The sequence below is a fragment of the Kluyvera sp. CRP genome, from assembly GCF_019930565.1.
In the GTDB taxonomy this organism is placed as follows: Bacteria; Pseudomonadota; Gammaproteobacteria; order Enterobacterales; family Enterobacteriaceae; genus Kluyvera; species Kluyvera georgiana_A.
Genome location: NZ_CP082841.1, coordinates 4727080 through 4750851, shown reverse-complemented (window position 1 = coordinate 4750851; position 23772 = coordinate 4727080). Strand labels below are relative to the sequence as shown.

General features: G+C 56.0%; 21 protein-coding genes and 1 tRNA gene. 15 read left to right on the top strand and 7 right to left on the bottom strand.

Features of this window, described 5'->3' with window-relative positions; translation table 11 throughout:
- Positions 1-105: 105 nt before the first annotated feature.
- On the top strand, positions 106-1443 hold the full coding sequence (locus tag K7B04_RS22510; RefSeq protein WP_223803063.1) for a VasL domain-containing protein: 1338 nt from the start codon (positions 106-108) through the stop codon (positions 1441-1443).
- 66 nt (positions 1444-1509) lie between these two features.
- On the opposite strand, the gene K7B04_RS22505 is transcribed toward K7B04_RS22510, so the two are convergent.
- Together K7B04_RS22505 and K7B04_RS22500 are read right to left on the bottom strand one after the other, a co-directional pair.
- Positions 1510-1584, bottom strand: a tRNA-Arg gene (locus K7B04_RS22505).
- A 75-nt stretch (positions 1585-1659) separates the two neighbouring features.
- Positions 1660-2568, bottom strand: coding sequence for a formate/nitrite transporter family protein (locus K7B04_RS22500; protein ID WP_167575322.1), 909 nt, complete (start codon positions 2566-2568; stop codon positions 1660-1662).
- Between the two features lie 286 nt (positions 2569-2854).
- On the opposite strand from K7B04_RS22500, the gene mlaA reads away from it, so the two are divergent.
- Positions 2855-3610, top strand: coding sequence for a phospholipid-binding lipoprotein MlaA (gene mlaA / locus K7B04_RS22495; RefSeq protein WP_065355832.1), 756 nt, complete (start codon positions 2855-2857; stop codon positions 3608-3610).
- 50 nt (positions 3611-3660) lie between these two features.
- On the opposite strand, the gene fadL is transcribed toward mlaA, so the two are convergent.
- On the bottom strand, positions 3661-5025 hold the full coding sequence (gene fadL / locus K7B04_RS22490) for a long-chain fatty acid transporter FadL (protein WP_223803062.1): 1365 nt from the start codon (positions 5023-5025) through the stop codon (positions 3661-3663).
- Positions 5026-5397: 372 nt separating this feature from the next.
- Between fadL and K7B04_RS22485 the strand changes: the two genes are divergently transcribed.
- The 4 genes from K7B04_RS22485 to sixA all read left to right on the top strand — a co-directional run bounded on the left by K7B04_RS22485 (position 5398) and on the right by sixA (position 10002).
- Entirely contained in the window at positions 5398-5682 is a 285-nt protein-coding gene (locus K7B04_RS22485) for a YfcZ/YiiS family protein (RefSeq protein WP_163448765.1), read from the top strand.
- Between the two features lie 184 nt (positions 5683-5866).
- On the top strand, positions 5867-7177 hold the full coding sequence (gene fadI / locus K7B04_RS22480; RefSeq protein ID WP_163448764.1) for an acetyl-CoA C-acyltransferase FadI: 1311 nt from the start codon (positions 5867-5869) through the stop codon (positions 7175-7177).
- 8 nt (positions 7178-7185) lie between these two features.
- Positions 7186-9324, top strand: a complete 2139-nt coding sequence (gene fadJ, locus K7B04_RS22475) for a fatty acid oxidation complex subunit alpha FadJ (protein WP_163448769.1) — start codon at positions 7186-7188, stop codon at positions 9322-9324.
- Positions 9325-9516: 192 nt separating this feature from the next.
- Entirely contained in the window at positions 9517-10002 is a 486-nt protein-coding gene (sixA, locus tag K7B04_RS22470; protein ID WP_163448763.1) for a phosphohistidine phosphatase SixA, read from the top strand.
- A 65-nt stretch (positions 10003-10067) separates the two neighbouring features.
- On the opposite strand, the gene smrB is transcribed toward sixA, so the two are convergent.
- Complete coding sequence (gene smrB, locus K7B04_RS22465) at positions 10068-10619, bottom strand: endonuclease SmrB (RefSeq protein ID WP_163448762.1); 552 nt, start codon at positions 10617-10619, stop codon at positions 10068-10070.
- Between the two features lie 164 nt (positions 10620-10783).
- Between smrB and prmB the strand changes: the two genes are divergently transcribed.
- Genes prmB through K7B04_RS22435 form a run of 6 tightly spaced genes read left to right on the top strand, consistent with a single transcriptional unit; the run spans position 10784 to position 15328 of the window.
- Complete coding sequence (gene prmB, locus K7B04_RS22460; protein WP_064543790.1) at positions 10784-11716, top strand: 50S ribosomal protein L3 N(5)-glutamine methyltransferase; 933 nt, start codon at positions 10784-10786, stop codon at positions 11714-11716.
- A gap of 43 nt (positions 11717-11759) precedes the next feature.
- Positions 11760-12845: a chorismate synthase gene (gene aroC, locus K7B04_RS22455; protein WP_163448761.1), complete on the top strand. Its 1086-nt coding sequence runs from the start codon at positions 11760-11762 to the stop codon at positions 12843-12845.
- Positions 12846-12847: 2 nt separating this feature from the next.
- Entirely contained in the window at positions 12848-13672 is an 825-nt protein-coding gene (mepA, locus tag K7B04_RS22450; protein ID WP_163448760.1) for a penicillin-insensitive murein endopeptidase, read from the top strand.
- A complete protein-coding gene (locus tag K7B04_RS22445; protein ID WP_223803061.1) occupies positions 13672-14481 on the top strand; it encodes a sulfite exporter TauE/SafE family protein in 810 nt (269 codons plus the stop codon). Before mepA ends, K7B04_RS22445 begins: the two co-directional genes overlap by 1 nt.
- Positions 14481-15026, top strand: coding sequence for an elongation factor P hydroxylase (locus K7B04_RS22440; protein ID WP_223803060.1), 546 nt, complete (start codon positions 14481-14483; stop codon positions 15024-15026). The genes K7B04_RS22445 and K7B04_RS22440 overlap by 1 nt, the downstream gene beginning before the upstream one ends.
- Before the next feature lie 26 nt (positions 15027-15052).
- Complete coding sequence (locus K7B04_RS22435; protein WP_064543784.1) at positions 15053-15328, top strand: YfcL family protein; 276 nt, start codon at positions 15053-15055, stop codon at positions 15326-15328.
- A gap of 40 nt (positions 15329-15368) precedes the next feature.
- Here K7B04_RS22435 and mnmC read toward each other — a convergent pair whose 3' ends face one another.
- Entirely contained in the window at positions 15369-17369 is a 2001-nt protein-coding gene (mnmC, locus tag K7B04_RS22430; RefSeq protein WP_223803059.1) for a bifunctional tRNA (5-methylaminomethyl-2-thiouridine)(34)-methyltransferase MnmD/FAD-dependent 5-carboxymethylaminomethyl-2-thiouridine(34) oxidoreductase MnmC, read from the bottom strand.
- 160 nt (positions 17370-17529) lie between these two features.
- Here mnmC and fabB point away from each other — a divergent pair, with 160 nt between their 5' ends.
- Both fabB and K7B04_RS22420 read left to right on the top strand, forming a co-directional pair.
- On the top strand, positions 17530-18741 hold the full coding sequence (gene fabB, locus K7B04_RS22425) for a beta-ketoacyl-ACP synthase I (RefSeq protein ID WP_065355822.1): 1212 nt from the start codon (positions 17530-17532) through the stop codon (positions 18739-18741).
- Between the two features lie 207 nt (positions 18742-18948).
- The gene (locus tag K7B04_RS22420; protein WP_163448755.1) at positions 18949-20124 is read left to right on the top strand and encodes an MFS transporter; all 1176 of its coding nucleotides are present in this window, start codon (positions 18949-18951) and stop codon (positions 20122-20124) included.
- Between the two features lie 3 nt (positions 20125-20127).
- On the opposite strand, the gene K7B04_RS22415 is transcribed toward K7B04_RS22420, so the two are convergent.
- Positions 20128-20865: a GntR family transcriptional regulator gene (locus K7B04_RS22415; protein WP_223803058.1), complete on the bottom strand. Its 738-nt coding sequence runs from the start codon at positions 20863-20865 to the stop codon at positions 20128-20130.
- A 265-nt stretch (positions 20866-21130) separates the two neighbouring features.
- On the opposite strand from K7B04_RS22415, the gene K7B04_RS22410 reads away from it, so the two are divergent.
- Positions 21131-22459, top strand: coding sequence for a PTS sugar transporter subunit IIC (locus K7B04_RS22410; RefSeq protein ID WP_163448753.1), 1329 nt, complete (start codon positions 21131-21133; stop codon positions 22457-22459).
- A gap of 192 nt (positions 22460-22651) precedes the next feature.
- Here the strand turns inward: K7B04_RS22410 and flk are convergent, their stop codons facing one another.
- Positions 22652-23668 (bottom strand): flagella biosynthesis regulator Flk, encoded by a 1017-nt coding sequence (gene flk / locus K7B04_RS22405; protein ID WP_163448752.1) that lies wholly within the window; start codon positions 23666-23668, stop codon positions 22652-22654.
- Between the last annotated feature and the right edge of the window lie 104 nt (positions 23669-23772).

The window sequence follows — 23772 nt, the reverse complement described above, 5'->3', positions numbered from 1 at the left end:
CCACCTTTAACCATCTCGCGCTGACGGCTGCAACGTCATCAAGACATGAAGCCGCAGCATTTCCTCTCTTCTCTTTTGCTAACGACGTCAAATGGACAACCGGTCATGAATGACACTCCCGCGCGTAAAATTAAAACCGGCGGCGATCCGCGGACGCTGCCGGACTATGCACTCCTTCGCGATGAACTTAACAAGCTGACCCATCCCGCCCGTCCGGACGTGAACTGGCGGTATGTCGAAAAACTCTGTCTCTCTCTGTTTGAGCAGAACGGCGTGGAGCTGCAAACGGCAGCCTGGTACACGCTTGCGCGTACCCATCTTGCCGGGCTGAGCGGTCTGAACGAAGGGCTGGGGATCCTTGAGGCGTTGATAAGCCATCAGTGGGGCGCGATTTGGCCTCAGCCGATTGCCGCCCGAGTGGATATTCTTAACAGTCTCAGCCAACGATTACAGCAGCTCATGCGGACGTGGTCGCTGAAGGGCGGCGATCTCAAGGCGCTCTATCTGGCAGAGCAGCGGCTCTCACATCTTGGTGCGGTGCTAGAGGAACGGGAGCTAAAGCATCTCAGCCAGTTGGATACTTTGCGTAACCTGATCCATAACGGTGCCGTGCGTCTGGAAAACGCCGATGGCTCGTCTCTGAAAGCGGAAGAAGTGGAGGAGAACGCGCTGCAAAGCACAGATAAGTGGGTGTATGTGGTTGAGTCACAACGCCAGCCGAATGTTGACGTCTCGGTCGCCGTGGCGGCGCCGAGGCAAAAGTGGGCATTCTTCGCCGCCGGAATGGGCACCATGCTGGTGGTTAGCCTGGCGACGGTGTATGGCTGGTACTCTCTGCACCGACCGGACCCGCAGTTGGCCCGGCTTGACGCTACCCTGGCCCCGCAGCCTCAGCCGCTGTCGGCGGCGCAGCTTCAGGCACTGAAACCGCCTGCGTCTGCGGCTCAGTCCTATATCAACGCCACTCAACGTCAGCTGGCGCATCTGGAACGGCTCTCTCCTGACTGGACGCTAACCTACAGCCGTCAGTTACTGGAACAGGCGCAGACGCTGTGGCCTGAGCAGGCAACCCCATTGCAAAGCCAGTGGCAGCGGCAGATCAAAGCCTCTGCGCTGCCGACAGAAAAATTAAACGGCTGGCATCAGGGCATGACAACGCTCCAAAAACTGAGCGATCGGCTGAATGGACTTGATGAGCAGAAGGGCAAATACATGACTGTTAGCGAGCTGAAATCAGTGGTTTTTTCCACCATGCAGTCCTTTAATCAATCCATACCGGTCGAAGAGCAACTGCGTGTTTTATCACAATATACGGCTGGCGAACCTTTACCTGAAGCAGCCCGGTCTCAACTGGAAATGCATCTGAAGCAACTGCTCGCTCGATATACGATATTGGTTCAGCCTGAAATGTATCGCATCAATGAAAATAACATTAATGAATAGTAGAGGGCGGAACGCTGTTTATCAGGGATTTTTAGTGAATTCGGCAGACGCCAGGAGAGGGGGATATGGTGTCCCCTGCAGGAATCGAACCTGCAACTAGCCCTTAGGAGGGGCTCGTTATATCCATTTAACTAAGGGGACGAAGCGGCACGAGTATAGCGTTTTTTGCTCATCCGAGTAAGAGCGGTGCCGCTTGACTGCTCAAACAGTCGCCATTCAGAGCTGTTTTTCCTCACGTTTCTGCTTTTTGGCCTCTTGTTCCGCTTTTAAACGAGCCTCTTCTTTGCGTTTATTGCTCATGTCGTTGCGAATTTGCGCGTGACTCATTAAGGCAAAGATAAACGTGCCGCCGAAAATATTGCCCGCCAGCGTGGGAAGCGCGAAGGGCCAGATAAAGTCACTCCAGTGCAGCGTGCCGTTGAAAACCAGATAGAGTATTTCTACGGAGCCCACCACAATATGGGTGGTGTCGCTAAGTGCGATCAGCCAGGTCATCAGGATGATAACCACGATTTTGGCCGCGCCGGCTGCGGGAAACATCCACACCATGGTCGCAATAAGCCAGCCAGAGATGATGGCATTGGCGAACATCTCTGTTGGGCTGTTTTTCATAACGTCGAGGCCTATCTTAATAAAGGCGTCCCGGGTCTCTTCTTTAAAGATAGGCATATACTCAAACGCCCAGGCGGCAAGACCGGTGCCGATCAGGTTGCCGAGCAGGACCACGCCCCACAGGCGCATCAGCAAACCGACGTTACCCAGCGTCAGATTTTGCATGACCGGCAGGACGGCGGTGACGGTATTTTCGGTAAACAGCTGCTGGCGCGCCATAATGACGATGATAAAACCGAAGGTGTAGCCGAGGTTTTCGAGTAAATAACCGCCCGGTACGCCGTCCAGTTCGACATGAAAAATCCCTTTGGCGACCAACGACGCGCCCATCGATAACCCTGCGGCGATTGCCGACCACAGCAGTGCCATCGCGTCGCGCTCCATCTCTTTTTCGCCTTCCTGACGAATATGTTCATGAATTGCCATGGCACGAGAGGGGAGCCGGTCCTCATCGATTTCGATTTTTTCCCCGCTAAGCTTCTCTTCGCTTTCCACCTTGATGTCATCCATCATAATGTTCCTGAATAAAGAGGCGTATTGCTAAAGCGTAGCGGCTGCTGGCTTAATGGGCGGTGGATATATTCTGAAAGTGCAAAAATGGTAATATTTGTTTTTTTCTCGCCGTTAGAATATAAGCGCCACGGCGTGCTCTTTACCAGGCTATGATCAGATCAATAAAATTGGCTATATAGACATCGTCGGCGTGCTGTTACAATCACTTACACCTAAACAGGCGGATACGATTAAGGTCCGTCATGGATGGCAATCAGTGATAGCCATAATCACCAGGGAGACATTTATGAAGCTTCGCCTGTCGGCGCTTGCGCTCGGAACAACACTGCTGGTGGGCTGTGCAAGTTCCGGAACAGAACAGCAGGGGCGTTCTGACCCGTTTGAAGGTTTTAACCGTACGATGTACAGCTTCAACTTTGACGTGCTGGATCCGTACATTGTTCGCCCGGTCGCCGTCGCGTGGCGTGACTACGTTCCGCAGCCCGCGCGTAATGGCCTTGGCAACTTTACCAGCAACCTGGAAGAGCCGGCCATTATGGTCAACTCTTTCCTGCAAGGCGACCCGTACACGGGGATGGTTCACTTCACCCGCTTCTTCCTGAACACCATTCTGGGGATGGGCGGCTTTATTGACGTCGCCGGTATGGCAAACCCGAAACTGCAGCGCGTGCAACCGCACCGTTTCGGCAGCACGCTGGGGCACTATGGCGTAGGCTATGGCCCGTATTTGCAGCTTCCGTTCTACGGCAGCTTCACGCTGCGTGACGAAGGCGGCGACATGGTCGACACCACTTATCCGGTGCTCTCCTGGCTGACATGGCCGATGTCTATCGGCAAGTGGATGGTTGAAGGCGTAGAGACGCGCGCTCAGCTTCTCGACTCCGACGGCCTGCTGCGCCAGTCTTCTGACCCGTACATTATGGTGCGTGAAGCCTACTTCCAGCAGCATGACTTTATCGCTAACGGCGGCAAGCTGAAGCCGGAAGAGAACCCGAATGCGCAGGCGATTGAGGGCGATCTGAAGGACATCGATTCAGAATAAAAAAAGGGTGAACCGCAAGGTTCACCCTTTTTGTCTTCACGTCTTAAGGATTAAAACGCGTAGTTCAGGTTCACGCCGTAGAGCCAGGCTTTACCTTCAGATTCGAAGCTGTACGGGCCTTCTTCGAACTTCACTTTCTGACCATGCATATAAGACACGCCGACGTCGACAGAGGCATCTTTATTAAACGCATAGGTTGTCCCGGCGCTCAGCCAGAAACGGTCCTGATCCGGAATTGAGATGGAGCGACGGTTTGCTGGAACCGGGCTGTCATCGAAAGCGATACCGGTACGGAAGGTCCAGTTATCGTCGTAATAATACGTGGTACCCAGCGCAATGCGGTAAGAGTCTTTAAAGCCTTCTTCTTTATAGAAGAGCGTCTCGCCGTTGCTGTTTTTCGCTTTCAGCTCCTGGAACTGGCTCCAGCTGGTGTACGCCATGCTGTAGTGAATTGCCCACTGCGGCGCAACGCGGTTGTAACCTGAAATTTCCCACATTTCCGGCAGGTTCAGATCCAGGGAGCCGTCGATGGTTCTGCCATCGGTGCCTGCTGGCAGCGGCAGGCTGGCGAACAGCGGACGGAACGCAGCTGGCAGGGATTGTGATGACGGCAGTGAGCTACGGTAGTCGCCGTCGAAATCAATTTTAACTTCAGAACGGTAAGTGAAGCCGTAGCGGTTGTCTTTGTCTACTTCATACAGCAGACCGGCGTTCCAGCCGAAGCCCCACTCATCGCCTTTCAGACGGGCAATTTGCGTATCCGGCTGGATATTATTGGCATACCCAGCCGCACCTTGCAGCGCCGGGCTCTGGGCAAAACCAGGCCTCTGACTGATCTGGCCGGCAATCAGCTGGCCCAAATCGCCCGCGTAGCGTTCGAGCTTCGCTTTGGCATATACGGCGTTAAAGCCTAAACCGAAGCTGAAGTGGTTATTCAAACGGTAGGCACCGCTTAAATTCAGGTTGATGGTTTCAAGGTCGGTTTTCCCGCCCATTGAACCTGCGGCGTAGCTGTTATTAAACTCCGTCGCCAGACCATAGTTAGAGGTAACAGAAGCCCCCCAGCCAAACTGATCGTTAATTGGAGCAACGTAGTGGAAGTTCGGTACCCAGGCGGTAGGCGCAATATTGTCCTGGCTGGCATCATTTAATGCCGATCTACCGGTAATGTTGACATCCGGGTCAACAAAAATTGCGCCCGCGGACAGTGTTGGGCGATCGAACATCATAATTAATGCCGGGTTACGGCTGGCGTTACCCGCGTCATCGGCGATAGCGCCTTCACCAGAATAGGCACGGCCCAGACCAGAGGACGAAAATTCATTAAGCTGGAAGCCCGCTGACCAGGCTTGGGTTGAAACAAGTGCCACTGCGACAGCAAGAGCGGACTTCGTGTAACGGGTTTTCTGGCTCATGACCATAACCTCATTGAGTTATTTTTATACAAACAATGTTACATGTAGTAACAGAAGCGCGAAGTGTAGGGGCTGGACTACGACAGAGAAATCAGACCAGTGACGAGAGTATAGGTCTGACCAGCTGGTATGTTGCAATATTGTTTATTAGATTTTTCTAAGATGTTGTTTGAAACGAGATCTGGTTGGCAAAAATGCGGGTTTGGTCATAGCGTCGGAATGCCGGAATTTGTTTTAGATCATTTTTAATTGTGATTTCGGTCACTTATCGCCTTGGATCACATTCTCGACTGGAGACGCACAAAGGGCGGGCGTAAAATAGGCGCATAGTTTATCTGGCACCCTGAGTGCACCAAACAGAGGAAATCTACGATGAGTAAATGTAGTGCTGATGAAACTCCGGTATGCTGCTGCATGGACGTTGGTACCATTATGGACAACTCCGACTGCACCGCATCTTACAGCCGCGTGTTCGCCAACCGCGCAGACGCGGAAGAGACGCTGGCGGCGCTGACTGAAAAGGCGCGCGGCGTAGAATCCGAACCGTGCAAAATCACCGCCGACTTTAAAGACGTTGAAGGCGGCGTGCAGCTGGATATCGACTTTGTCTTTGCCTGTGAAGCAGAAACTCTGATTTTCCAGTTGGGCCTGCGTTAATCGCCCCTGCAAACCACTTGTCTATTAACGCCCCCGTTGCTGATGCAATGGGGGCGTTTTCTTTTCTGCTCAGTGTGTTTTAGCTCGCATTTTTTCCTCTCCCTGATTGGCTAAGTGTAAAAAATTGGTTAAGAATGTTATCAGGTCAGACCACTTGGTCGATTTCCGATAACAGGGGAGAGTTATGAGTCAGGCGTTACCACTAATCACCCGCCAGGGCGATCGCATTGCCATTGTCAGTGGGTTACGAACCCCTTTTGCCCGACAGGCGACGGCTTTTCACGGTATACCTGCCGTTGATTTAGGCAAAATGGTGGTGGGTGAAATGCTGGCGCGCAGCGAAATTCCCCCCGACGTTATTGAACAGCTTGTTTTTGGCCAGGTTGTGCAGATGCCGGCTGCGCCCAATATTGCCCGAGAGATTGTTCTCGGCACTGGGATGAACGTGCATACCGACGCCTACAGCGTCAGCCGCGCCTGCGCCACCAGCTTTCAGGCGGTGGCAAACGTAGCGGAAAGTCTGATGGCGGGGACCATTCGCGCGGGTATCGCCGGTGGGGCCGATTCCTCTTCTGTCCTGCCGATTGGCGTCAGCAAAAAGTTGGCCCGTGCGCTGGTTGATGCCAACAAAGCCCGTACCCTTGGCCAGAAGCTGAAACTTTTTTCTCAGCTGCGTCTGCGCGATCTGCTGCCGGTACCGCCTGCGGTGGCAGAGTATTCCACCGGGCTGCGTATGGGGGACACCGCCGAGCAGATGGCTAAAACCTACGGCATTACCCGCGAACAGCAGGATGCGCTGGCAAACCGGTCGCACCAACTGGCCGCGCAGGCCTGGGCGGCGGGTAAACTGACTGATGAAGTGATGACCGCCTACGTGCCTCCCTACCGCAATCCGTTGGAACAGGACAACAATATTCGCGCCAACTCTACGCTGGCGGATTACGCCAAACTGCGTCCGGCGTTCGACCGCCAGCATGGCACCGTCACGGCGGCCAACAGTACGCCATTAACCGACGGCGCGGCGGCGGTGATTCTGATGACCGAATCGCGTGCGAAAGAGCTGGGGCTGACGCCGCTGGGTTATCTGCGTAGCTACGCCTTTACCGCTATTGATGTCTGGCAGGATATGCTGCTGGGGCCGGCATGGTCTACGCCGCTGGCGCTGGATCGCGCAGGGCTAACTTTCTCCGACCTGACGCTGATTGATATGCACGAAGCCTTTGCTGCGCAAACGCTGGCGAACATTCAGTGCCTGGCCAGCGAAAAATTTGCCCGCGAGGTGCTGGGGCGCAGCCAGGCAACTGGCGAAATTGAAGAGAGCAAATTTAACGTACTGGGCGGCTCCATCGCCTACGGACATCCGTTTGCGGCAACCGGCGCGCGTATGATCACCCAAACGCTCAATGAGCTGCGCCGTCGCGGTGGCGGCTTCGGGTTAGTCACTGCCTGTGCGGCTGGTGGATTAGGCGCGGCGATGGTTCTGGAGGCTGAATAATGGACGCGATGAAATCGGCATTTACCTTCACCGTGCGCCCGGACAATGTGGCGGTCGTCACGATCGACGTACCTGATGAAAAGATGAATACCCTGAAAGCGGAGTTTGGCGGTCAGGTGCGCGCCATCCTCAAACAAATTCGGGACAACAAAACGTTGCAGGGCGTGGTGTTTATCTCCGCCAAGCCTGACAACTTTATTGCCGGGGCCGACATTAATATGATTGGCCGCTGTCAAAGCGCCCAGCAAGCCGAGTCGCTGGCGCGTCAGGGGCAGCAGGTGATGGCGGAAATTCAAAGCCTGTCGATTCCGGTGGTGGCGGCGATTCACGGGGCTTGCCTTGGCGGCGGTCTCGAGCTGGCGCTGGCCTGCCATGCGCGCATCTGTTCCGACGATGGGCGGACGGTGTTGGGGCTACCGGAAGTGCAGTTGGGTCTGCTGCCGGGGTCCGGCGGCACTCAGCGGTTACCGCGTCTGATTGGCGTCAGTACCGCGCTGGATATGATTTTGACCGGCAAACAGCTTCGCGCACGTCAGGCGCTGAAAGTGGGGCTGGTGGATGAGGTTGTGCCGCGTTCGATTTTGCTCGACGCCGCTGCGGAATATGCGCGTAAAGCGCATCATGAACATCGCCGTCTGTCGGTGCGCGATCGTATTCTGGCGGGGCCGTTGGGGCGTCATCTGCTGTTCAGCATGGCGGCAAAGAAAACCGCGCAGAAAACGCAGGGCAACTATCCGGCAACGGATAAAATCCTCAAGGTGATTGAAACCGGGCTGGCGCACGGCGCCAGCAGCGGCTACGAGGCGGAAGCTCGCGCCTTTGGCGAGCTGGCGATGACGCCGCAGTCGCGTGCGCTGCGCAGTATTTTCTTTGCCAGTACGGATATCAAAAAAGATCCTGGCGCCAGCGTTGCGCCTGGCCCGCTGGGCTCGGTCGGTGTATTGGGCGGCGGCCTGATGGGCGGCGGTATTGCCTACGTTACCGCCATTAAGGGCAAGCTGCCGGTACGTATTAAGGATATCAACGCCAACGGGATCAACCATGCGTTGAAATACAGCTGGGATCAACTGGAGCAAAAAGTACGCCGTCGCCATCTGAAACCCGCCGAGCGCGACGCGCAGCTGGCGCTGATTTCCGGTAGCCTCGACTACCGTGGTTTTGCTCATCGTGACCTCGTGATTGAGGCGGTTTTTGAAGACCTCGCGCTCAAGCAGAAGATGGTGGGTGAGGTTGAACACTATTGCGCTCCTCACACTATTTTTGCTTCAAATACCTCTTCTTTGCCCATTGGTGATATTGCTGCCCAGGCACAGCGCCCTGAGCAGGTGATTGGATTACACTTTTTCAGCCCGGTAGAGAAAATGCCTCTTGTGGAGGTCATCCCGCATGCGGGGACGTCTGAACAGACGATCGCAACGACCGTTAAGCTCGCAAAGAAACAGGGTAAAACGCCGATTGTGGTCGCCGATAAAGCCGGATTCTACGTAAACCGTATTCTCGCCCCGTACATCGCCGAAGCCATGCGCATGCTTGTTGACGGTGAGCGTGTGGAAGACATTGATAATGCATTGGTTAAATTTGGTTTCCCGGTTGGGCCTATTCAGCTACTGGATGAAGTGGGTATCGATACGGGCACGAAAATTCTCCCTGTGCTGGAAGCGGCCTATGGCGAACGTTTTAGCGCCCCTGCAACGTTGATTCAGGCAATTTTGAATGACGATCGCAAAGGCAGAAAAAATGGCCGTGGTTTCTATCTTTATGGTGTAAAAGGGCGTAAAAGCAAGAAACAGGTGGATACCGCGGTCTACGCCCTCGCGGGCATGTCGGCGCGTAACGCCCGCTGCTCGGCAGAGCAGATTGCCGAACGTTGCGTGATGCTGATGCTTAATGAGGCGGCACGCTGTGTTGATGAAGGCATCATCCGTAGCGCGCGCGATGGCGACATCGGCGCGGTGTTTGGTATTGGTTTCCCACCGTTCCTCGGTGGCCCGCTCCGCTATATGGATTCGCTTGGCGCGGGTGAAGTGGTTGCCAGACTGCAACGACTGGCCGGTCTGTATGGCCCGCGTTTTGCGCCGTGCGATGCGCTTTTGCAGCGGGCGGAGCGGGGAGAGACCTTTTGGCCCAGGGATGAACAGATTCCATGAATGGCTGTCAAAGTAGGTGAACCCTGATGAATCGCAAGGTTTCTGGCTATTTTGTAAACAGATGTTGACTATACTTACGCCAGTAAGGTAAAAATCAGCGTTTCATTCAGTGAATGGATAAGGCACAATGCCCGGCTACCGCGTCACCCTCAGGGTGACGCTGGTGCTTCTGGTTAACAAAAGCGGTGCAATATGCAAGTGTTTATTATGCGTCACGGCGACGCTGCCCTCGATGCAGCCAGTGACTCGGTTCGTCCTCTGACCGGCTGTGGTTGTGATGAATCTCGTCAGATGGCAACCTGGTTGAAAAACCAAAAAGTGGATATCGGTCGCGTTCTGGTGAGCCCATATCTGCGTGCGGAACAGACGCTGGAAGTGGTAGGGGAATGTATGAACCTGCCAAAAGAGGTGGATGTTTTGCCCGAGTTGACGCCGTGCGGCGATATCGGTCTGGTCAGCGCCTATCTCGGGGCATTAGCGAATGAAGGCGTGTCATCGGTGCTGGTGATTTCTCACCTGCCGTTGGTGGGTTACCTGGTCGCTGAGCTCTGCCCTGGCGAAGTTCCGCCAATGTTCACCACCTCCGCCATTGCCAGCGTCACCCTCGACGCTAACGGTAAAGGCACCCTGAACTGGCAAATGAGTCCCTGCAATCTCAAAATGGCCAAAGCGATTTAACGCGATCGCCATCTGTGCCTTCTCTGTAGGCCGGATGGCGCTGCGCTTATCCGGCCTACGTTGACTTACGGCAGCTCCGGCGGCAGCCACTCTTCTACTTCAATCAGCACCAGCAGCGCGGCGTCGCCGCCATACTCTTTCGATGCCTGATGAAAGGCCATCACGTGCGGATGTTGGGCCAGCCACAGCGGCGTCTGCTGTTTGAGAATATGTTTACCGTGACCATGCATGACGCAGGCGCAGAACACATGTTCGCGGCGGCAGGCGGCGATCAGCGCGCCCAGTTCCTGCTTGGCCTGCATCTGCGTTAAGCCGTGTAGATCGAGGAACAGCTCGGGCGAGTAGTCGCCGCGACGCAGCTTCTTCAGCTCAAAATGGCTGACATCCTGGCGCACGTATTTTACCGGCCCGTTAGTATTGAGCAGCGGCTGGAATTCGTCGGAAAAATAGTGGCTGTTGTCCGCCTGCTCCTGCAATAAACGTTTAGGCGGCACTTCGCTGATTTTCTTACGCTGCGGGCGGTGGACAATGGTGTCCTGCTTTATTTTGCGCGTGCCCGACATCAACTGCTGGAAGAGCGCCTGATCCTCCTCGCTCAATGAGTTTTTGTTTTTCATCGATTCTTCTCAAATTCGCATTTTTATCTAGTTTACCTTTTCGCTGTCCTTCCTGCAGCGAAAACGCTTTTTTCCCCGCGCCCTACGCAAGAATGCTGATTTATCGCCGTCTTCATGGCAAACTAGCCGCCGAATTTACCCCGACGCATGCCCTGGAGGACAACGTGGATAAGATTTTTGTTGAAGAAGCAGTCAATGAGCTGCACACCATTCAGGACATGCTGCGCTGGGCGGTAAGCCGCTTTAGCGCGGCCGAAATCTGGTACGGTCACGGAACCGATAACCCGTGGGATGAAGCCGTCCAATTGGTACTGCCGACGCTGTACCTGCCGCTCGATATTCCGGAAGATATGCGCAACGCGCGCCTGACCACCAGTGAAAAACAGCTGATCGTCGAGCGCGTGATTCGTCGCGTCAACGAGCGTATCCCGGTAGCTTACCTGACCAATAAAGCCTGGTTCTGCGGCCATGAATTCTACGTTGACGATCGCGTGCTGGTGCCGCGCTCGCCGATTGGCGAGCTGATCAACAATCGCTTTGCCGGCCTGATTAACCATCGTCCTGAGCATATTCTTGATATGTGCACCGGCAGCGGCTGCATCGCGATTGCCTGCGCCTATGCCTTCCCGGAAGCGGAAGTTGACGCCATCGACGTCTCCACCGACGCGCTGGCCGTGACCGAATACAATATCGAAGAGCACGGCATGATCCACAACGTCACGCCGATCCGCTCCGATCTGTTCCGTGACGCGCCCCAGTTGCAGTACGACCTGATCGTCACTAACCCGCCGTACGTGGACGAAGAAGATATGTCCGATCTGCCGTCAGAATATCGCCACGAGCCCGAACTGGGCCTGGCCTCCGGTTCCGACGGCCTGCACCTGACCCGCCGCATCCTCGGCTGCGCGCCGGATTATCTGACCGACGACGGTATTCTGATTTGTGAAGTGGGTAACAGCATGGTACATCTGATGGACCAATATCCGGATGTTCCGTTCACCTGGCTTGAGTTTGATAACGGCGGTGACGGCGTCTTTATGCTGACCAAAGCGCAGTTGGTTGCCGCGCAGAACCACTTCGGGCAGTACAAAGACTGATTTATCCAGCACGCAACAACAGAACAACGATAACGGAGCCGTGATGGCAGGAAATACAATTGGACAACTCTTTCGCGTAACCACCTTTGGCGAGTCGCACGGCCTGGCGCTGGGCTGCATCGTTGACGGCGTGCCGCCCGGCATTCCGTTAACCGAAGCGGATCTCCAGCACGACCTGGACCGTCGTCGTCCGGGCACGTCGCGCTACACCACCCAACGTCGCGAACCGGATCAGGTGAAAATCCTCTCCGGCGTATTCGAAGGCGTGACCACCGGCACCAGTATCGGCCTGCTGATTGAAAACACCGATCAGCGCTCGCAGGACTACGGCGCCATTAAGGACGTCTTCCGTCCGGGGCACGCCGATTACACCTACGAGCAAAAATACGGCCTGCGTGACTATCGCGGCGGCGGACGTTCTTCCGCCCGTGAAACGGCGATGCGCGTGGCGGCAGGGGCGATTGCCAAGAAATTCCTCGCGGCGAAGTTTGGTATCGTCATTCGCGGCTGCCTGACCCAGATGGGCGATATTCCGCTGGCGATTAAAGACTGGGAGCAGGTTGAACAGAACCCGTTCTTCTGCCCGGATCCGGACAAAATCGACGCCCTGGATGAACTGATGCGCGGCCTCAAAAAAGAGGGCGACTCTATTGGCGCGAAGGTTACCGTCGTGGCCGACGGCGTACCGGCGGGCCTCGGAGAACCGGTATTCGATCGCCTGGATGCGGACATTGCCCATGCGCTGATGAGCATCAACGCGGTGAAAGGCGTGGAAATTGGCGACGGTTTTGAGGTGGTCAAACTGCGCGGCAGCGAAAACCGCGACGAAATTACCAAAGCCGGTTTCCAGAGCAACCATGCGGGCGGTATTCTGGGCGGTATCAGCAGCGGCCAGCAGATTGTGGCCAATATTGCGCTGAAGCCGACCTCGAGCATTACCGTTCCGGGCAAGACGATCGATCGCTTTGGCGAGGAAGTCGAGATGATCACCAAAGGTCGTCACGATCCTTGTGTGGGTATCCGCGCGGTGCCGATCGCTGAAGCGATGCTGGCAATCGTGCTGATGGATCACTTTATGCGCCAACGCGCGCAAAACGCCGATGTGACGACCTCAATTCCACGCTGGTAAACATGAGAAAAACCGTTATTGCGCTGCTGGCTCTGGTGGCCAGCAGCACCGCGCTGGCGGCAACGCCGTGGCAAAAAATCACGCAACCTATTAACGGTAGCGCCCAGTCTATCGGGGCGTTTGCTAACGGCTGTATCGTCGGTGCCGAAGCGCTGCCGTTGCAGTCGGAAACCTACCAGGTGATGCGTACCGATCAGCGCCGCTACTTTGGCCATCCCGATCTGGTGCAGTTTATCCAGCGTCTGGGCCGTAACGTGCAGCAGCACGGAATGGGGACGATGCTGATTGGCGACATGGGGATGCCAGCGGGCGGGCGCTTTAACGGCGGACACGCCAGCCACCAGAGTGGGCTGGATGTCGATATTTTCCTGCAATTACCGAAAACGCGCTGGAGCTCGTCGCAGTTGCTGAAGCCGCAGGCGCTGGATTTGGTCCGCGCCGACGGTAAAGGCGTGTCGCCTGCGCTATGGAAACCGGAGATTGGTCAACTGATCAAGCTGGCGGCGCAAGACAGCGAGGTGACGCGCATTTTCGTCAACCCGGCGATTAAACAACAGCTGTGCCTGGAAGCCGGCAGCGATCGCGACTGGCTGCGTAAAGTGCGCCCGTGGTTCCAGCACCGCGCCCACATGCACGTCCGGCTGAAATGCCCGGCCAACAGCTTCGAGTGTGAAGAGCAGGCGCCACCGCCTGCGGGCGACGGCTGCGGCGCTGAGCTGCAAAGCTGGTTCGAACCGCCAAAACCTGGCACCACCAAACCTGTGAAGAAGACGCCTCCACCGTTGCCGCCTTCCTGCCAGGCGCTACTGGATGAACACGTACTCTGATGGACAGTTTCTCCGCGTTATTTATGGTTGAGCCGCTGATGCTGGTGGCGCTTTTTTTCATCGCCATTCTGGCGGGCTTTATTGACTCTCTGGCGGGCGGCGGCGGTTTGCTGACCGTCCCGGCGCTGATGGCTGCGGGCATGCCGCCCGCGCAGGCGCTGGCGACCAATAAGCTCCAGGCCTGCGGCGGCTCGCTTTCCGCCTCGCTGTACTTCATTCGCCGCAAGGTGGTGAATCTGGCCGATCAGAAGCTCAATATTTTGATGACCTTCATTGGTTCAATGAGCGGCGCGCTGCTGGTACAGCACGTGCAGTCTGACGTTCTGCGCCAGATCCTGCCGATTCTGGTGATTGGCATTGGTCTCTATTTCCTGCTGATGCCAAAGCTTGGCGAAGCGGACCGTCAGCAGCGTCTGTACGGCCTGCCGTTTGCGCTGGTGGCCGGCGGCTGCGTGGGCTTTTACGACGGTTTCTTCGGACCCGGCGCGGGCTCATTTTACGCGCTGGCATTCGTCACGCTGATGGGCTTTAATCTTGCCAAATCTACCGCACACGCCAAAGTCCTGAACGCGACGTCAAATATCGGCGGGCTGCTGCTGTTTATTCTTGGCGGCAAGGTCATCTGGGCAACTGGCTTTGTGATGATGATTGGCCAATTTTTCGGCGCGCGCATGGGCTCGCGCTTAGTGTTAAGCAAAGGGCAGTCGCTCATTCGCCCAATGATCGTCATTGTTTCGGCGGTTATGAGCGCCAAGCTGCTCTACGACAGCCATGGACAGGAAATCCTTCAGTGGTTAGGGATGAGCTAATGACAAAGACGCATGACTACCAGCAGTTGATCGCCATCTTCGATGAATGCTTTGCCGACGAGTTTAATACTCGTCTGATTAAAGGCGACGACGAACCCATCTATCTTCCGGCAGATGACGAAGTGCCTTACAACCGTATTGTTTTCGCTCACGGTTTTTTTGCCAGCGCGCTGCACGAAATTTCTCACTGGTGTATTGCCGGCAAGGCGCGCCGCGAGCAGGTTGATTTTGGTTATTGGTACTGTCCGGACGGGCGCGATGCTAAAACCCAGGGGCAGTTTGAAGACGTTGAGGTAAAACCGCAGGCCTTTGACTGGCTGTTCTGCGTGGCGGCGGGCTTCCCGTTCAACGTTAGCTGCGACAACCTCGAAGGTGATTTTGAGCCGGATCGCATCGTCTTTCAGCGGCGCGTTCACGCGCAGGTGATGACCTATCTTGACGAGGGTATTCCGCCGCGCCCGGCCAAATTTATCCAGGCCCTACAGAATTATTACCAGACGCCGAGCCTAACGGCGGAACACTTCCCATGGCCGGAGGATCTCTAAGCCATGTTACAGAAAGAGGAAAGAAGATGATCGCGGAGTTTGAAGCACGCATTCTGGCGTTAATTGATGAAATGGTGGAACACGCCAGTGATGATGAGCTGTTTGCCAGCGGTTATCTGCGAGGTCACCTGACGCTGGCGGTTGCCGAGCTGGATGAAAGCGAAGCGCACTCGGCAGAAGCGCTGTATCGCAACGTGACCCAGAGTCTGGAAACGGCCATTGGCGCGGGCGAACTGTCGCCGCGCGACCAGGCGTTGGTCAAGGAGATGTGGGACAGCCTTTACCAGCAGGCTTCCCGCTAAGCCAATTTGCCCGGTATCGCTGCCGGGCAAATCTCCTCACTTACTTCACCGCCTTTCCCTTCAGCAGTTTTCGAACCCACAAACGATTTGGATTCAGGCCTGCCAGCGTTTGCGCGTCCAACGGCAGCGGTTCATTGCTCATCTGCGCCGCCAGCACTTCTGCAGTTAACGGCGCAGAGCATAGCCCTCGCGACCCAAGGCCGCCAAGCATAAACAGCTCGGGATAGATTGGCGCGGTACTTGCCGTCTCTGGACTTTCGTTCAGCGTGGCGTATTCGGCAAGCGTGGCGGCATAATCCGGCACGTTTCCGACCATCGGCAGATGATCGCGCGTGGCGCAGCGCACGCCGCAGCGGGCATCGTTAGCGCTGACATCAACCTCCTGCGGCCACGTCTGCTGTGGGAAACAGTCCAGCAGGCGCTGGCGGTTATGCTGCTGATCGTCCTCGTTGAAGGTCATCTCGCGCTGGCCGCGATGATAGCTGGCGCCGATACAGTGCTGCTGATTATTCGGATTCTGCGGCGTGAGATAGCCGTCGTAGCACAGCACCTGTTCAAGCTTTGAGAGGCTTTCGCTGGTCGGAATATGGCTCACCTGGCCACCAACGGCGTATACCGGTAATGCTTCGGTTTGCGCGAACTGATTGATGTTGTGGCCGTTTGCCAGCACGACGCACGGGGCGATGCTTGTCTCTCCGTCGCTGAATGCCAGCTGCCAGCCATCGTCCTGCCGGGTGAGGGTCGTCAGCGTTTTCCCCCAGTGCGCCTGTAACCCTTGCTGGCGCGCCAGTTCAAATGCGCCTGCGGTGAGCTGCGCCGGGCATAACCAACCGCCCAGCGGGTACTGAATACCCCCGCAGCCGGTCTCCAGGCCGATACTGGCTCGAGCCTCTTGCGCCGTGACCGCGCGGGCGATCTCTTCGGGCAGGCCCAGCGTCAGCATTTGGGCAATCTTCTGCGCGCTTTTTTCATCCCAGCCAAGCTGCGTTACGCCGCACCATTGATGGTCGAAGTCGATGGGCAGCGTATCGTACAGGCGACGGGCATAGAGATAGGCTGCGGGGAAGAACTGCGCCAGCGCCGCGTCGTGGGCGCTCAACAATGGATAGAGCGCCCCCTGGCGGTTGCCGGATGCGCCTAGCGCGGGTTCAGCATCGGCGCAGTAGAGCGTTACCGACCAGCCGCGGCGCAGCAGGGCGAGCGAGAGCAGGGCGCTGGCGATGCCGCCGCCGATAATCGCGGCTTCCCGTCCCTGGCTACCGCTACGCGCAAACCACGGCGTACGGGTGGCGTCGGGCTGGGGGGCCATCATTTCACCGACCAGCATTTCGCGCTTACGGCCAAAACCTTTGCTCTTGCGCATGGTGAATCCGGCTTCCTGTAGCCCACGACGCACAAAGCCCGCCGAGGTAAAGGTCGCCAGGGTGCCTCCCGGGCGGGCGGTACGAGCCATGGCGGCAAACAACGCGGGCGTCCACATATCCGGATTTTTGGCCGGGGCAAAGCCGTCGAGGAACCAGGCGTCTACCTGCTGATTGAAGGTATCGTCGAGCTTATCGGTCAGCTCATTGATATCGCCGAACCACAGGTCCAGCGTCACGCGCCCTTCATCGAGCAGCAGGCGATGACATCCCGCCAGCGGCAACGGCCACTGCGCCTGAAGCTGCTCGGCCCAGGGCGCCAGCTCCGGCCAGTGCTGGTGCGCCAGACGCAAATCGTCGGCCTTCAGCGGAAATTTTTCAAAACTGACGAAATGCAATCTTTGTAGCGTAGCGTCAGGATGCTGACGGCGGAATGCGTCAAAAGCTTGCCACAGCGTCAGGAAATTGAGACCGGTGCCAAAGCCGCTTTCTGCTACCACGAAAAGTGGATGTGGGTGCAGGGGGAAGCGTACCTCTATCTGGTTACCCCCGAGAAAAACGTAGCGGGTCTCCTCCAGACCGTTATCGTTGGAGAAATAGACGTCGTCAAAATCTCGGGAAACAGGTGTACCCTCACTGTTAAATTCGAGGTTGGCTGATTGTATGGCGTTTTGTTTCACGTAAGTTACTCGCGCGGCAAGGAGTCTGCCGATCTTAACGATGAGCGTCCGCAGGCGCAAATTTCTGCATAAATTTGCTGATCGGACTTGTTCGGCGTACAAGTGTACGCTATCTTGCGACTCGAAACTTTAAAATAGTGATGACTTACAGAGGTATTGAATGAAACGTGCAGTGATTACTGGCCTGGGCATCGTTTCCAGCATCGGTAGCAACCAGCAGGAAGTCCTGGCATCTCTGCGTGAAGGACGCTCGGGGATCACTTTCTCTCAAGAGTTCAAAGATTCTGGGATGCGTAGCCACGTCTGGGGTAACGTCAAACTGGACACCACGGGTCTGATCGACCGTAAAGTGGTCCGTTTCATGAACGATGCCTCTATCTATGCTTATCTCTCCATGCAGCAGGCGGTTGAAGACGCCGGCCTGAAAGCAGAAGACTACCAGAACAACCCGCGCGTGGGCCTGATTGCCGGTTCCGGCGGTTCCTCCCGTGCGCAGGTATTTGGCGCAGACGCGATGCGCAGCCCGCGCGGCCTGAAAGCGGTTGGCCCGTACGTGGTCACCAAAGCGATGGGTTCTGCGGTTTCCGCGTGCCTCGCAACCCCGTTCAAAATCCACGGTGTGAACTACTCTATCAGCTCAGCTTGCGCCACTTCCGCGCACTGCATCGGTAATGCGGTAGAACAGATTCAACTGGGCAAACAGGACATCGTGTTTGCTGGCGGCGGTGAAGAACTGGGCTGGGAAATGGCCTGTGAGTTCGACGCGATGGGCGCACTGTCCACCAAATACAACGAAACCCCAGAAAAAGCCTCCCGTACCTATGACGCGCATCGTGATGGTTTCATCATCGCAGGCGGCGGCGGTATGGTTGTGGTTGAAGAACTGGAACACGCGCTGGCACGTGGCGCGCATATCTATGCAGAAATCGTTGGCTACGGCGCAACCTCCGATGGCGCAGACATGGTTGCTCCATCCGGCGAAGGCGCGGTGCGCTGCATGAAGATGGCGATGCATGGCGTTGACACCCCGATCGACTACCTGAACTCTCACGGTACCTCCACCCCGGTAGGCGACGTGAAAGAACTGGGCGCTATCCGTGAAGTGTTCGGCGACAACAGCCCGGCTATCTCCGCAACGAAAGCGATGACCGGCCACTCTCTGGGCGCCGCTGGCGTACAGGAAGCCATCTACTCTCTGCTGATGCTGGAACACGGCTTTATCGCCCCGAGCATCAACATTGACGAGATGGACGAGCAGGCGGCTGGCCTGAACATCGTCACCGAACCGACCGATCGCAAACTGACCACCGTGATGTCCAACAGCTTCGGTTTTGGCGGCACCAACGCCACGCTGGTGATGCGTAAGCTGTAATTTTACGGCGGATGAGAAAAAGGAGCCTTCTGGCTCCTTTTTTTATGCGTTGACAACGGCCTGAAAGAACAGGCAAACTCGCGGCTCAACATTATCATCATGATAATGCGTAAGCGTTTAACGTCATCCGACGCACCTTAATCCTGATCGCCAGGTAGAGGGGGCGTGGCTACAGATCCTCGCCTTACTCAGCATTCGGAGTAAAGCATGACCGCAGTAACTCAAACTGAAAGTACTTCTTCATCCAACGTGTCGCTTTTTCGCATCGCGTTCGCGGTGTTTTTGACCTATTTAACCGTCGGTATTCCGCTGCCGGTCATTCCGCTATTTGTTCACCAGGAACTGGGCTACGGTAACACCATGGTGGGTATCGCCGTCGGCATCCAGTTTTTCGCCACGGTATTAACCCGTGGCTACGCCGGGCGTCTTGCCGATCAGTACGGCGGCAAGCGTTCTGCCCTACAGGGCATGTTTGCCTGTGCCTTTGCCGGGGCGGCGTGGCTTGGCGCGGCGCTGTTGCCGGTGGATACGATGGTCAAATTTGGCCTGTTGATTGTCGGGCGCTTAATTCTTGGCTTCGGTGAAAGCCAATTGCTGACCGGCACGCTCACCTGGGGGATGGGGCTGGTTGGCCCGAAGCGTTCCGGTAAAGTGATGTCGTGGAACGGGATGGCGATTTTTGGCGCGCTGGCGGCCGGTGCGCCGTTGGGGCTGTATATCAACAGCCGCTATGGCTTTGCCGTGCTGGCTGGCGTCACGATGGCGTTGCCTTTGCTGGCCTGGGCCTTTAACGGCTCGGTGCGTAAGGTGGCGGCGATGGCCGGGGAACGTCCGTCGCTGTTCAGCGTGATTGGCCTTATCTGGAAACCGGGCTTGGGGCTGGCGCTACAGGGCGTGGGCTTTGCGGTGATTGGCACTTTCGTCTCACTGTACTTTGTCAGCAAAGGCTGGTCGATGGCGGGCTTCACCCTGACGGCCTTCGGTGGCACCTTCGTGTTGGTGCGCATTTTGTTTGGCTGGATGCCTGACCGCTTTGGCGGCGTGAAGGTGGCGGTCGGCTCACTGCTGGTGGAAACCGTTGGTCTGTTGCTGCTGTGGCTGGCGCCCGACGCATGGTATGCGCTGGCCGGCGCGGCTTTGACCGGGGCCGGTTGCTCGCTGATCTTCCCGGCGCTGGGGGTGGAAGTGGTTAAGCGAGTGCCGCAGCAGGTACGTGGGACGGCGCTCGGTGGCTATGCCGCGTTCCAGGACATCGCGCTCGGCGTCTCCGGGCCGCTGGCGGGCATGCTGGCTACCTCGTTCGGCTATGCGTCCGTGTTTCTCGGCGGAGCCATTGCCGCCATACTGGGAATTGGCGTCACGCTGTGGTCGTTCCGCAAATAGCGTTTATCGGCTGGCTCTGCGCACCTGCGAGCCGGTCGTCGCTTTGCGCGGCAGAAAATATTTCACCTGGAACTCGAACATGTTGGTGTAGAGAATGGAGTAATCGATAGGGTTTTGCTGCTCATCGACGGCCTGAGTCTGCATCCTGACTATCGGATCCAGCGCACTAATGTGCAGGAGCTGCGCTACCTCTGGCGACGGTAAAATCGGCTGGATAGATTCATAACAACCCAGAATTTTCACCCCACACTCATTCTCGATATAGGCAAATTTGGAGTTCTTCATGTGGGCGATCGTCAGGTCGGGAAAACGGCTGGCGGAAAGCCAGGTTTCCTCCACCTGCATGGCGATATTGTCGATAAAGCGCAGCCGTTTGGCGTAATAAACCGGTTCGCCGTGGCTGACTCTCAGACTGGTGGCGATATCGTCCGATGCGGGCTGAAGCTCAAACTTCAGGATCTGACTCGTGGGTGTTTTACCTTCATTGCGGGCAATTTCAGTAAAGCTGTCGAGGTGCGTCAGCGACGCCTGAAAATGTTTGTTCCGCAGGTAGGTTCCCGAACCGTGCCGCCGTTCAATCATCCCTTCCTCTTCCAGCGTTTTTAACGCCTTGCGTAAGGTATTGCGCGAAACATCATAAAGCGCCGCCAGCTCTTTTTCCGAGGGGAGAAGATCGCCCACATTGTAGATTGAGCTGTTTAATCTGTTTTTCAGCAAATTTATGATGTTCTGATATACCACTTTTGAACCTCCTTAAATCCTTTTTAAACAACTGGTTATAAAATCACTTTGGCGACGACGGGCCAACACGTTCATCTATTTCCCGATTATTGAACAACTTAGGCATGGTTAACTGTGATCGAAATACGGGTTACGAAAATTAACAATAATTAAAGTGATCGTCAATTAATGACCTTTTTACCAATATTCTCGCCAGATATGAGAAATGGTGCAGTTATTAAATGAATTATGCCTAATCATTTTATTTTAAATTTAAGGGTTCACTATGGGTTTAATGAATTCATTTGAACGAGGGATGGAAAAAATCCTTGTTCCGGTTGCGATAAAATTGAATTCGCAGATACACGTTTCGGCTATTCGGGATGCTTTTATTTTGTCATTCCCGATAGTCATGGCCAGCTCGCTGATTATCCTTATCAACTTTGCCATTCTCTCGCCGGATGGTTTTATCGCCAGTATTTTACATTTAGGCACCTTATTCCCTAATCTGGCCGACGCGCAGCAAATTTTTACGCCGGTGATGAACGGTTCGGTCAATATTATGGCTGTGCTGATTACTTTCCTCGTGGCGCGCAATATGGCGATCAGCTATCAGCAGGATGACCTGCTGTGCGGCCTGACGGCGATTGGCGCGTTCTTCGTGGTGTATACTCCGTATGTGATTATCGACGGCCAGGCCTATCTCACCACCAAATATCTCGGGCCTCAGGGGCTGTTTGTGGCGGTGATTGTGGCGCTGATTTCCAGCGAAATATTCTGTCGCCTGGCCCGAAACCCGAAGGTGGCTATCACGATGCCCGACGCGGTACCGCCGGCGGTGGCGCGCTCTTTTAAGGTGCTATTACCTATCTTTTTCGTGATGATCTTCTTCTCGGTGTTGAACTACCTGCTATCAAAAATCTCGCCAAACGGGCTGAACGATCTTATCTACACCCTGATTCAGGCGCCGCTGAAGGATATGGGCACCAATATCTTTACCGTGTTGATTCTCGGGCTGGTGGCTAACTTCCTGTGGATCCTCGGTATTCATGGGCCGAATACGGTTGCCGCCATTCGCGAAACCATTTTCTCAGAAGCGAACCTGGAGAACCTGTCGTATGCCGCCTCCCACGGTTCAACCTGGGGTGCGCCGTATCCGATTACCTGGACCGGCATCAACGATGCCTTCGCCAACTGCGGCGGCTCCGGGATGACGCTGGGCTTGCTGCTGGCCATTTTTATCGCCTCTCGCCGGAAGGACTACCGCGACTTAGCGAAAATGGCCTTTGTGCCAGGCCTGTTCAACATTAACGAACCGGTGATGTTCGGCCTGCCGATCGTACTGAACCCGATTCTGGTGATCCCGTTTATTCTGGTGCCGTTCGTCAACTCACTGATTGGCTATTTCTTTATCACGCTGGAGATTATTCCGCCGATTGCCTATGCCGTACCGTGGACGACGCCGGGGCCGCTGATCGCCTTCTTCGGCACCGGCGGCAACTGGATGGCGCTATTTGTTGGCGTATTGTGTCTGGTGGTGGCGACGCTTATCTATCTGCCGTTCGTGATTGCCGCGAATAAAGTGAATATGTCAGCAGCAGAACAGAATACATAACGTCCTGGTGTAGAAATTCCTTCACTCTGCAATAGCCGCCGCGGAGTGGGGGGATCATGATTCTCTGGCTAACAATATTATTCCGATAACCCAGGGACGTGAGTCAATTCAGACGTCACGACCTGGGTTTTTAATTTTCGGAACAGGAATCTTCTTGCTGGCCACCATAAGGTGGAGAGGAGGGCGCTGAACTTACAGCACCAGCCACAGCAGCATCGCCACGACAACCAGCACCACCAGGGCCAGCCCCGGACGTGCGGATAGCGATTTCAGCGTGGTGATAACCGGCGCGAACGGCGCGTAGATTGGCTGAAGATCGCGCGCTTCCAGGGTATGGGCGTGGGCCACGCGCTCGCGCTCGATACGTTTAAGGAACAGCAGATTCAGCAACTCCTGTACCTGCACCTGGGTCAGTACCGTCTGCGGGGTGGCGTTCCAGTTTTGCTGGGCGAAATCGCGAAGCGCTTGTCCTTCCTGAGGCTCCAGCGGTTGTTTGAGCGCTGCCTGCAAAACGTTGAGCGTTGGGGCAGGATGCGTACTGAGGGTCAGGCGCGCCTGCAGTAGCGTGACCAGCGCGTTAAAGTGTTTCGCGGGTAACGGGTCGCCGGACTTCACGCCGGAAAGCTCAAGCAGCGACTGCCAGATCAGCTTGGTAGAGTCGCCAGTGGCGGCGGAAACCTTAGTCACCAGCTGATTCAGGGTATTGTGCTCGGCAGGCAGCAGGGGACGATCGGTCGCCGGGCGCTGCTGAGGCTGCGGAATAGAAAGCTGCCCTTGTTGAAGCAACTGCAGGACGTTTTTCAACTGCTGCGGCGTCAATTGGCTGAGGGCCGTTTGCCCGTACTGTTGACGGATATAGTCGCTGACGGCCTGGCGATTATTGCCCTGATTCAGCAGTTCAGTCAGTTGCGACAGCGTCTGGCGCGTGCTGAGCTTTTGTTCGGCAGTACCAATACGTTGATTCAGATTCTGCTCGGCGGCAGGAAAGTGGCGCGCCAGCAGCGGCGTGTCGTTTTTCAGCCCCAGATCGTGTTTTACGCCCGCCCAAACCTCAGCATTCTGCTGCGAGGTCATCGCTATTAAGCGCGTGATCAGTCGTTCCAGCACCGTGCGTTGCTGGGTACTAAGCGGCTGTTCTCCGGCAGGAGAGAGCGGAGTGGGGCCTGTCCCCGGAGGGCGCGCGGGCATACCTGAAATGGGTTGCGTCATGATTGATCCTTTCCAAACCGAATACTGATGCCCGGCGCAAGTATGCCTGGCGGCCAGATTATGGCACACTTCCCCGGTTTACTCTCGTTCTCAGACAGGTACTG

Bases quoted from the DNA above. Each gene is read 5' to 3' on its own strand.
- K7B04_RS22510 (WP_223803063.1), top strand. From the start codon at position 106: ATGAATGACACTCCCGCGCGTAAAATTAAAACCGGCGGCGATCCGCGG.
- K7B04_RS22500 (WP_167575322.1), bottom strand. From the start codon at position 2,568: ATGATGGATGACATCAAGGTGGAAAGCGAAGAGAAGCTTAGCGGGGAA.
- mlaA (WP_065355832.1), top strand. From the start codon at position 2,855: ATGAAGCTTCGCCTGTCGGCGCTTGCGCTCGGAACAACACTGCTGGTG.
- fadL (WP_223803062.1), bottom strand. From the start codon at position 5,025: ATGAGCCAGAAAACCCGTTACACGAAGTCCGCTCTTGCTGTCGCAGTG.
- K7B04_RS22485 (WP_163448765.1), top strand. From the start codon at position 5,398: ATGAGTAAATGTAGTGCTGATGAAACTCCGGTATGCTGCTGCATGGAC.
- fadI (WP_163448764.1), top strand. From the start codon at position 5,867: ATGAGTCAGGCGTTACCACTAATCACCCGCCAGGGCGATCGCATTGCC.
- fadJ (WP_163448769.1), top strand. From the start codon at position 7,186: ATGAAATCGGCATTTACCTTCACCGTGCGCCCGGACAATGTGGCGGTC.
- sixA (WP_163448763.1), top strand. From the start codon at position 9,517: ATGCAAGTGTTTATTATGCGTCACGGCGACGCTGCCCTCGATGCAGCC.
- smrB (WP_163448762.1), bottom strand. From the start codon at position 10,619: ATGAAAAACAAAAACTCATTGAGCGAGGAGGATCAGGCGCTCTTCCAG.
- aroC (WP_163448761.1), top strand. From the start codon at position 11,760: ATGGCAGGAAATACAATTGGACAACTCTTTCGCGTAACCACCTTTGGC.
- mepA (WP_163448760.1), top strand. From the start codon at position 12,848: ATGAGAAAAACCGTTATTGCGCTGCTGGCTCTGGTGGCCAGCAGCACC.
- K7B04_RS22445 (WP_223803061.1), top strand. From the start codon at position 13,672: ATGGACAGTTTCTCCGCGTTATTTATGGTTGAGCCGCTGATGCTGGTG.
- K7B04_RS22440 (WP_223803060.1), top strand. From the start codon at position 14,481: ATGACAAAGACGCATGACTACCAGCAGTTGATCGCCATCTTCGATGAA.
- K7B04_RS22435 (WP_064543784.1), top strand. From the start codon at position 15,053: ATGATCGCGGAGTTTGAAGCACGCATTCTGGCGTTAATTGATGAAATG.
- fabB (WP_065355822.1), top strand. From the start codon at position 17,530: ATGAAACGTGCAGTGATTACTGGCCTGGGCATCGTTTCCAGCATCGGT.
- K7B04_RS22420 (WP_163448755.1), top strand. From the start codon at position 18,949: ATGACCGCAGTAACTCAAACTGAAAGTACTTCTTCATCCAACGTGTCG.
- K7B04_RS22410 (WP_163448753.1), top strand. From the start codon at position 21,131: ATGGGTTTAATGAATTCATTTGAACGAGGGATGGAAAAAATCCTTGTT.
- flk (WP_163448752.1), bottom strand. From the start codon at position 23,668: ATGACGCAACCCATTTCAGGTATGCCCGCGCGCCCTCCGGGGACAGGC.